This is a genomic window from Methylocystis sp. (assembly GCF_051061225.1).
GTDB lineage: Bacteria > Pseudomonadota > Alphaproteobacteria > Rhizobiales > Beijerinckiaceae > Methylocystis.
On the sequence record NZ_JBPFEB010000080.1, the window covers coordinates 1 to 8163 of the forward strand.

Genomic DNA, 8163 nt, shown 5'->3' on the forward strand with positions numbered 1-8163 from the left:
GAAGACTGCTGCTGTGATCAATGTTGGCACGGCGACGCTCGGCGCCCTGATTGGCGCCGGCGGCTACGGCCAGCCGATTTTTACTGGCCTGCGTCTGGATAACTACGGATTGATCCTCGAAGGCGCCGCGCCGGCCGCCCTACTCGCGCTCCTCGTCCAGGGCCTTTTCGGATATGCCGAGCGCCACTTCGTTCCGCGCGGACTACATCTGGAGCCCACCCCCTCCGCCTGATTTTCGCGTCGCCGGATTCAGCCGTAAACGGTCCAGCTTCGCCCCCAGCACCCGTCGCAATACAACCTGAGCTTCAGCGCCGCCTCTTACGATGAGGATGACGTCACCACTGACGGGGGTGCGGCGGGGGCCGTAGCGGAGGAAATGCAAACTGGAACCGCAGCCCAGGAGAATTATCCGACAGCGAAATCACCGCGCCGTGCAATCGCGCGACAGCAGAGACAAGGCTGAGGCCCAGCCCGTTGCCATGGGACCCTCTCGCCATTTCAAGGCGGTAAAAACGTTTGAAGATACGCTGCCGCTCGCTTTCCACGACGCCCGGCCCGTCATCGGAAATGCAGATCATCCCGCCGTTCGTCGTCTGCCTTGCCTCCACTGTCACGACCCCTCCCTCGCGGCCGTATTTGAGCGCATTGTCCACGACATTGGCGAGCGCGTCGAACAGAAGGTCGCGATCGCCTCTGACGGTCACGCTTTTTTCTCCTTTGCGCAGCAAATGGATATTTTTCTCCTCGGCGGCGGCGTCGAAGAGGTCGACGACATCGTCCGCGATCTGCGACAGGTCGACTTGCCGAAATGATTTTGCGAGGTCGGATGACTCGATCTGCGAGATCCGGACCAAGGATGCGAACATGCGCAACACATCCTCGAGGTCCGCTAACATTCGGTCGATGAGAATCTGGTCGCGTTCCCTGTCACGCTTCTCACCACGCGCCTTCTCGAGCCGACCGCGCATCCTCGCCAAGGGCGTGCGCAGATCATGCGCGACATTGTCGGTCGCTTGCTTCACTTCCGCCATGAGCAGCTGGATACGCTCGAGCATGCTGTTGAGACTTGCCGCGAGCTCATCCCATTCGTCATGCGACCCGCGTAGTGGAATACGCTTGTCCAGGCCGCTCTGCATGATGATCCGGCTGGTCGCATTGATGGCTTCGATACGGCCGACTGTTCGCCAGGTGACTGATACGCTCGCGACCACCGCTAGCGCGAAAATGAGAATGATGGCCAAGCCGAGCGCCCTGTCGATCTCGCTCACAAACGCGTCGAGCCCGGCGACCTTTCGTCCGACCAGCAAATGATCTCCGCTCGCCAGCGTCGTGAATTCCAGTCGAAGGGGAGGCGCCGCCGGGGATGTCGGGATCTCGACCGAACCGCTTGCGCTACGCGCCGGCGCGAGCCAACGATCGAGATTTCCTGATAATCGCTCGTAGGAGGGATCGGCAAGCAGGTAGACGGCGTCATGAAAACGCGGATCGGCGCTTTGCCGCTCGATGCCGGCGATCAGAGCCGGGCGCCCTCCCTCAGCCTGGGCCTGCTCAAGGGCTGTAAGGTCCATCGCGATCGCTCTGTCCGTGATCTCCCTGACATAGCCGGCCGTCGACCAGCGGACATAGGCGAAAAGCGCGACCACGAGCACGCCGAAGACGCCGATGGCGACAAGCGCCAGTTTATAAGTCGATGAGCGAAGGGTCTTAGCCAGTAGCACGGATGCAAAACCCTACACCTCGGACGGTATGGAAAAGCGGGTAGTCGTCATTGGAATCCACCTTGCGACGAATGCGGCTCACGTAAACGTCGATAATATTGGTCATCGGATCGAAGTGTATGTCCCAGACATGCTGAAGCAGCATGGCGCGCGTCACCACGTGTCCCTGGTTCCGAACAAGGTATTCGAGCAATCGGAATTCCCGGGGGAGCAGCCCAATGTCCCTGCCGCGGCGCCGCGCCTTTCTTGCGAGAAGATCAAGTTCGAGATCACCTGCATGCAGCACCGTCTCCTTTATGACGCGATCGCTGCGGCGCGCGAGCGCCTCTACGCGCGCCTGAAGTTCAGCCACGGCGAACGGTTTGACGAGATAGTCGTCGCCGCCGGCTCTGAGGCCGCGCACACGGTCGTCCACTTCCCCGAGCGCGCTGATGATCAGAACTGGCGTGTTCTGTCTCTCTTCCCTCAAAACGCGGACGATTTCGACGCCGTCGCCATCCGGAAGCAGGCGATCGATGAGAAGCACGCCATACCTGCCGCTTCTGCCTTCGTCGAGGCCAGAAGCCTTATCTCTGGCAAGCGCCACGGCGTAGCCGTTCACTTTCAGGGATTCTGAAACCTGCTCGGCCATCTCGATGTCGTCTTCCACGACAAGAACGCCGCACCGCCCGTCAGACATAACGCACGCGCCTCTCAGCGTCAGCAGTCGAGTCTTGTCACGAAATCAGGAGATCGAAAACTTACTTTTTTGTCAGAAAATGACTTATTTGTCAGTGGATTCATGGTCATTTTTTCGCTTCCCTCTGTCGCAGCGTGAGGGTTAGCGCGGTCCGTCGCTCCCCTCGCATCTGGAGGGTTGACTATGAAACGCAAGCTTTTCGGGGGCCTCGCGGCCTTGGCGATCTGCACATCGCTGTCGGCGCAGTATCCGGCTGCCGCTCGCGGTTTCGGCGGCTTTGGTGGAATGCATGGCTTCGGCGGCGGCTTTGGAGGGATGCACGGCGGCATGGGGAGTTTCGGCGTGCCCCATTTTGGAGGCGGTTTTGGCGGCCCGCATTTCGGAGGGGCTTTCATGGGACCGCACATGGGCTTCGGCGGCGGCATGCCTGGCGCCGGGGCGTTTAGCGGGCCCTTCATCGGTCATCCAGGGTTTCATCGCTTCGCGTTTCACCCTCATCGTGGTTTCGGCCACTTTGCATTCGCGCCCTTCGGGCTCGGCTATGGACTTTACGGCTATGATGGCTGCTGGCGGCAAACCTGGACGCCCTACGGCTGGAGATGGATCAACGTCTGTTACGGCTACAGCTACTGAGGCTCGCAAAGCCAAACCCACCCGAGGGCGGGTTTGGCCGTTCCAGTTTAGGCCTTGCTCCAGCTAAAACTTGCTGCGGTCCGCGCGATAGAGGCAAGTAGGCATTCTGGAAGCCGTTGAGCCGTTAGAATGAACGATAATCACGAGAAGCCGGAGCGCGAGACGAAGCCCTGGCGCGAGCCATGGCCAGGCGCGCTCGACGACCTGAAAGCTTATATTGAAAATAGCCCCAACTCGACGGCGGCGCTGGCGGACTTCATGGCGCGTTTTCCCAAACTCACGCGAGACCAAGCGATTCAAATGCTCTGGGAGCAGGGAATCCTGCCACGTGTCTAGCAATGGCGCGCTGGTCACTGCGTTTAAAAGCCTGTGACGTCGACATTGCCTTCGACAAGGTTGGGGGCTTCGCTATTGCTGCCGCATCTTAAACATCGGGCATAGCGGCCATCTGGCTCGTCCCATCCTCTATTGAGAGATACCATTATGAAAGGCGCGCGCCTGGCGCTTCTCTTGCTAACGCGGGCTACCCTATTCTCGCAGGGAGGCCGAGCTTTGATTTCGTGAGGCCCAAGCGATGCGTCACCCACACCAGCTCTCAACTCCAAATAGCAGCCCGTCGAAGGTCTCCTGCATTTGGCGCTTCCCAAAGAGCGATTGATCGCTAGCCAGACCGGCGAGCGCACAACCATCGTATGTCCGCAAGGAGCAGGAGCGAGCGGGCGCATGATCCGGTATGTCGAATATCGCTAGGCGGTTCTCGCCGGTATGGTCGGCGGATTGCCCTACGTCAACCTTTTCTGTAATGGCAGGTATCTATTGTTGTATGGCTCGACCCGTAGAAGCACGCCCGTTTTTCTCAGTGCCGGGCTAAATGTCGTCTCCGCCGCCAACGGTTCCCTATCGAAGGATTACTACGTGGTGGAACAAGTAGCTGCACTCTCCCCTAATTGAGCTTATCAGCAAAAAGAAACGACCGCGCCGAAATAATAGTCGCGGGCGTGCGCCTTGGCGCCAGCTTGATCTGTGACCGCGGCCAATACGGGACCACGCGTGGGGCGCGTTTCGCTATCTCCCCCCGATTCCGGTGTAAACACCCTGGTGTTGTCACGTTAACTCCACGGACCATCGTGGATTCTATTGCGCGCCATTTCAGGATGGTAGCGGCACGCATCTCCACTCCGCGATCGCCCTGAGGCGATGCAGATGGATGGCGATGGCGGAGCAGCAAGAGGGACGAGATGGGAGACGTCGACGAAGCGCTGCAACCCGCCCCACGATCGGAACCCCTGCATGGCCCGCTCCCGCTTTCGCAAGGGCACATGGGAATTTTCGGCGCGATTATTCAGGCCCTTGTGCGATCGATGCTCGACGCCCGGCATGACCTTCCGGCCGACTGCGGCATAGGAGCCGCGCTTGTCGGTGACCATACGCGCGGGGGTAGCAACCCTGCTTGTGAAGAGGGCGCTTTAGCAATCGCTCGGCGGCCTTGCTGTTGCGGCGGATTTGAACGATCGTCAAGGACGTAACCTTCCTGGCCAACGGCGCGCCACAGATAGCGCTTCTCTCCATTGATAGAGACGACCACCGCGTCGAGATGCCAGACGTCGCGCCGGCCGGGCTTCTTGCGCTTCAGGCGGCGGGTGTAATCTTGGGTCGCCGCAGGCGTACCGCCTGGAACAACGCGGCCCGTACGTCGTTGTGCATACGGTCGCGATTGGGGGGTCGCGGGGCCTCGACTTTTCATGGGCCAAAGCAGAGGAGTCGACGCAATGACGGATGTCGTATCAACCTTGAACCATCTCGCGGAGATCAGTCGCGACGGGGCGAAGGGTTTCGCCGACGCGGCCGCGGCTGTGCAGAACCCCAGTCTGAAAACTACGCTGGAAAGCGCGTCGAAGCGGTGCGAGACGGGCGCCCGGGAGCTGGACGGAGAAATTTCAAAACTCGGCGGACGGACTGACGCGTCGGGAACCACAGCCGGCGCCATGCACAGGGCGTGGACGAATTTGAAGGCTGCGATCACGGGCAGAGACGACAAGGCGATTCTTGTCGAGTGCGAACGCGGCGAGGACGTCGCAAAGGCCGCTTACGAAGAGGCGCTTCGATCGAACCTTCCGATGGACATCCAGACGATGGTCCAGCGCCAATACAAGGGCGTCGTGCAGAATCATGATCTGGTCAAGCGGCTGCGGGACGCCGCCTGAAGCGCAAAGAGGTGGGCGGACAATTGACGAACAATCCAGCGCCACATCATGGCGCTGGAGTGCTTCGCTGCGCTTAATGACGGAGCTCTCCGCAAGCGAATTCAATACTATAGCCCACCCAGACTCTCAGACACGCGCAGGCACGCGTGCTCATGATGCGCGACCACGCGGAGACGACGCCGCCGGCGAAATCGTCGCTATAATGGAGCGCATGGCAGTGGAGAAGCGCTCGGCGCGGCAGATCGTCGAGGCGGTGCGCGGTCGGCCCGGCTGCGCCGACAGCGGCGCCGGCAGCCAAGCTCGTCGGGCTCGCTGCTGGCTCACCTGATGGGCGCGCGGCGCGCCACGAATGGCAAGAGCCCGCCAACCGATGCAAAGGGAAGCCGGCGCTTCCCGAGCCGCTGGCCCCCGACGATACAGGCTGCGGAAATGAAATGTCTCTATGAGCCTTCTAAGAATGCTACATCGGGCAGGAAAAAGAGCGTCAAGCGGCTGGGCGCTCGTGTGCTCCGCGAAGATACGGCGCAGCGTGGCACACATGGTGCCCTAAGGCTCGGCGTTTAACATGATACGCAGCACCAGAACCGTCCCCAGGACCAAACCGGCAATGGCGATTGTGTGTTCAATCATAGCGCGCTCCCGAGCTCAAGGCCTATGTGCCAAACGCAAAATGGGCGGATAGGGTTTCAGCCTGACCAAGGCAGTTGCCGCGACGCACGGGAGGCGCTCAATAACGGGCGCCGGCAAGATGCTGGGGCGGCGCGGATCGCGGCTTGAGTTGGAAAGAGCGTCCTTGCCAGCCTGGCTAGCTGCGATAGGTGTGTAAGAGTGCGGCGGCCCGTCCCTGCACCTGCAGGTGGCGCTGACGTGCGGGGAACGATCCCTGCTGCCAGCCTTTCGCTCAAGCTGCTTTCTCGCTCGGCGCCACCACACCGTCCATACCGCCGTTGTCGCCTTTCACAAGCTAGATTTCTAGCCGCATAATCCCGATGACGACTAAAGCGCTCGGGCTGTGAGCGCCCCGACCGTGGATGTATCGGCATGGCGCTTTTGGCCTAATTCCCAACGAGGTCCGAGCCTAGCACGGCCGACTCCGGGCAAGACGCGAAAAACTCTTCATCGTCAAACATGAAGAGGGCCTTAGTGAGATCGTCGACATAGGTCCACGCTCCAAGCTCTGAGAAGCGCCGCATGTCCTCGAGGATCATCTCCCTGACCTCGACGCGTCCGCGGAACCTGTTCGCGCGGTAGGCGGCCACCATTTGTTCAGGCCGCCTCGATGGCAACCGAATAAGCTCACTGGCTTGGCCCATGACGCCATCTCCACTGCAAACATCGGAGCTTCTGCCGGCTCTTGAGTGTTCGCCAACGATAGCGGCTGCGTTTTCACAAAGCAGGCTGTGGAAAATACGTGACCCTTGCTGCGACGCACACGAATTGCACGCACCAGAGCTCCCCCCCGACCGTGGATGTATGGGGCGCCTCTCCGTCTATAACGCCGAAATTGACGGCGCCTACCTTTGCCTCGGAGGTGGCACATGGAACCCTCGATGGTCGAAGCGCATCTCAAGCAGGCAGAGCGACACGCCGCCCGTGGCGAGGAAATCATCGCCGATCAGAAGCGGCCGATCTCCGAACTCGAGCGTGACAGGCACGACACAAAAAGCTCTCGGGAGCTCAGGTTGAGGAACTCCAAAGGATCCATCCTGCGGACCGTGACCGGCTTCGGAAGGAGCTGATTGAGATCCTCGGCGGGGCCCGCTTGCCCTAGCCTGCATGTTCCGCCGACAAATTCCCCGCTTTCGTCTCATTAATTATCTGGAACCGAACGGTGTTATCCGCATTGCCCTCAGCGGCCCCTCGCTTGCCTGAGAACGCGCCATGCCGGAACAAGTCATCGCCCTTGCTGTCACCCTGGAGGCTTTTGTCCTTATAATCCTTACAGCGTTACAGATCGCAGTTTGAAAGTCTGCAAACGCCCCACCGGGGATGGGTCGGCGGGGCGTTTTTTGCGCGCCAATGCGAAATCAGTCCTCGTCCGACTCTTCGTCCGGCGCGATGAACAGCGGCGTCTTCAAATTGATCGTCGCCGGGCGCTCAGGCGTCGACACGAGACCCTCCGTTCAGGCGCCACTGCGCCAAGGGTTAAACCGAAAGGAGATTCCCGCGCCCCAATTTGCAGGAACACGGCGCCCGGCGCTGTGTTTCCGGGTTACTCTCCAATGCATCGGCTCTGCGTTGGATGCGACGGGACCTGGGGCGCGGGCGCATGATCCGGTATGTTGCATACCGCAAGGCGGTTCTTGCCGGCATGGCCGGCGCAGTTGCGTGGGAAGCCGTAGCGCGGCCCATTATTCTCGCAGGCGTCCCCTATTTCGACATTGTCGGCACGCTGGGAACGTTGGCGCTCCCTCATGGACCAGCATGGGCGTGGTGGACCGCCGGTATGTCTATGCATTTGCTGGTCGGCGCGATCTGGGCGGTCTTCTACGCCTATTTTTTCTGGTCCGTCCTGCCGCTGCCGCCCGTGCTCCAGGGATTCCTTTTCGGCTTCGTGCCGATGCCTCTCGCGCTCTTCATTATGCATCCGCAGTTCGAGCTCATGCATCCGCTCGTTCTGGGGGGCAAACTGCCCTATTCGGGCCTGTTCGGCGTTTCGGATGGATGGCATGAGCCGCTGGCGATCATCGCCGGGCATTTCATCTGGGGCTCCGTTCTCGGCCTCGTCTATGTCAGACCCGTCGGCTATGCGACGAAAAGGCCGCCAGACGTCAAAGTCGCCCGAGTGAAACCGGCGCGCCCCGCCGCGACGGCCCGGGCGCCGCCGGTAGACAGGTTCATGTTCGCCACCGGCGTCGAGTGCAGCTATCCGACGCTCGATCAGGGGCGTTGGCGGTTCGATGAAATGGCGGCCTGCGGCCATTATCGT

General features: G+C 60.8%; 7 protein-coding genes and 3 pseudogenes. 6 read left to right on the forward strand and 4 right to left on the reverse strand.

Annotated features, from left to right (window positions below; all coding sequences use genetic code 11):
• Positions 1 to 232: pseudogene (locus ACR652_RS14135) on the forward strand (glycine betaine ABC transporter substrate-binding protein); the annotation flags it as partial.
• Between the two features lie 103 nt (positions 233 to 335).
• Here ACR652_RS14135 and ACR652_RS14140 read toward each other — a convergent pair.
• Together ACR652_RS14140 and ACR652_RS14145 are read right to left on the reverse strand one after the other, a co-directional pair.
• Positions 336 to 1718, reverse strand: a complete 1383-nt coding sequence (locus tag ACR652_RS14140) for a sensor histidine kinase (RefSeq protein ID WP_434507116.1) — start codon at positions 1716 to 1718, stop codon at positions 336 to 338.
• The gene (locus tag ACR652_RS14145; protein WP_434507117.1) at positions 1705 to 2397 is read right to left on the reverse strand and encodes a winged helix-turn-helix domain-containing protein; all 693 of its coding nucleotides are present in this window, start codon (positions 2395 to 2397) and stop codon (positions 1705 to 1707) included. The genes ACR652_RS14140 and ACR652_RS14145 overlap by 14 nt, the downstream gene beginning before the upstream one ends.
• Positions 2398 to 2580: 183 nt before the next feature.
• Between ACR652_RS14145 and ACR652_RS14150 the strand changes: the two genes are divergently transcribed.
• The gene (locus tag ACR652_RS14150; RefSeq protein ID WP_434507118.1) at positions 2581 to 3030 is read left to right on the forward strand and encodes a hypothetical protein; all 450 of its coding nucleotides are present in this window, start codon (positions 2581 to 2583) and stop codon (positions 3028 to 3030) included.
• Between the two features lie 129 nt (positions 3031 to 3159).
• A complete protein-coding gene (locus tag ACR652_RS14155) occupies positions 3160 to 3366 on the forward strand; it encodes a hypothetical protein (RefSeq protein ID WP_434507119.1) in 207 nt (68 codons plus the stop codon).
• An 813-nt stretch (positions 3367 to 4179) separates the two neighbouring features.
• Here ACR652_RS14155 and ACR652_RS14160 read toward each other — a convergent pair.
• A pseudogene (locus tag ACR652_RS14160) lies at positions 4180 to 4675 on the reverse strand (IS6 family transposase); the annotation flags it as partial.
• Between the two features lie 124 nt (positions 4676 to 4799).
• On the opposite strand from ACR652_RS14160, the gene ACR652_RS14165 reads away from it, so the two are divergent.
• On the forward strand, positions 4800 to 5234 hold the full coding sequence (locus ACR652_RS14165; RefSeq protein ID WP_434507120.1) for a PA2169 family four-helix-bundle protein: 435 nt from the start codon (positions 4800 to 4802) through the stop codon (positions 5232 to 5234).
• A gap of 1055 nt (positions 5235 to 6289) precedes the next feature.
• Here the strand turns inward: ACR652_RS14165 and ACR652_RS14170 are convergent.
• Positions 6290 to 6496 (reverse strand): hypothetical protein, encoded by a 207-nt coding sequence (locus ACR652_RS14170; protein ID WP_434507121.1) that lies wholly within the window; start codon positions 6494 to 6496, stop codon positions 6290 to 6292.
• A gap of 276 nt (positions 6497 to 6772) precedes the next feature.
• Here ACR652_RS14170 and ACR652_RS14175 point away from each other — a divergent pair, with 276 nt between their 5' ends.
• Complete coding sequence (locus tag ACR652_RS14175) at positions 6773 to 6973, forward strand: hypothetical protein (protein ID WP_434507122.1); 201 nt, start codon at positions 6773 to 6775, stop codon at positions 6971 to 6973.
• 530 nt (positions 6974 to 7503) lie between these two features.
• A pseudogene (locus ACR652_RS14180) lies at positions 7504 to 8163 on the forward strand (hypothetical protein); the annotation flags it as partial.

Bases quoted from the DNA above. Each gene is read 5' to 3' on its own strand.
- ACR652_RS14150 (WP_434507118.1), top strand. From the start codon at position 2,581: ATGAAACGCAAGCTTTTCGGGGGCCTCGCGGCCTTGGCGATCTGCACA.
- ACR652_RS14165 (WP_434507120.1), top strand. From the start codon at position 4,800: ATGACGGATGTCGTATCAACCTTGAACCATCTCGCGGAGATCAGTCGC.
- ACR652_RS14145 (WP_434507117.1), bottom strand. From the start codon at position 2,397: ATGTCTGACGGGCGGTGCGGCGTTCTTGTCGTGGAAGACGACATCGAG.
- ACR652_RS14170 (WP_434507121.1), bottom strand. From the start codon at position 6,496: ATGGTGGCCGCCTACCGCGCGAACAGGTTCCGCGGACGCGTCGAGGTC.
- ACR652_RS14175 (WP_434507122.1), top strand. From the start codon at position 6,773: ATGGAACCCTCGATGGTCGAAGCGCATCTCAAGCAGGCAGAGCGACAC.
- ACR652_RS14155 (WP_434507119.1), top strand. From the start codon at position 3,160: ATGAACGATAATCACGAGAAGCCGGAGCGCGAGACGAAGCCCTGGCGC.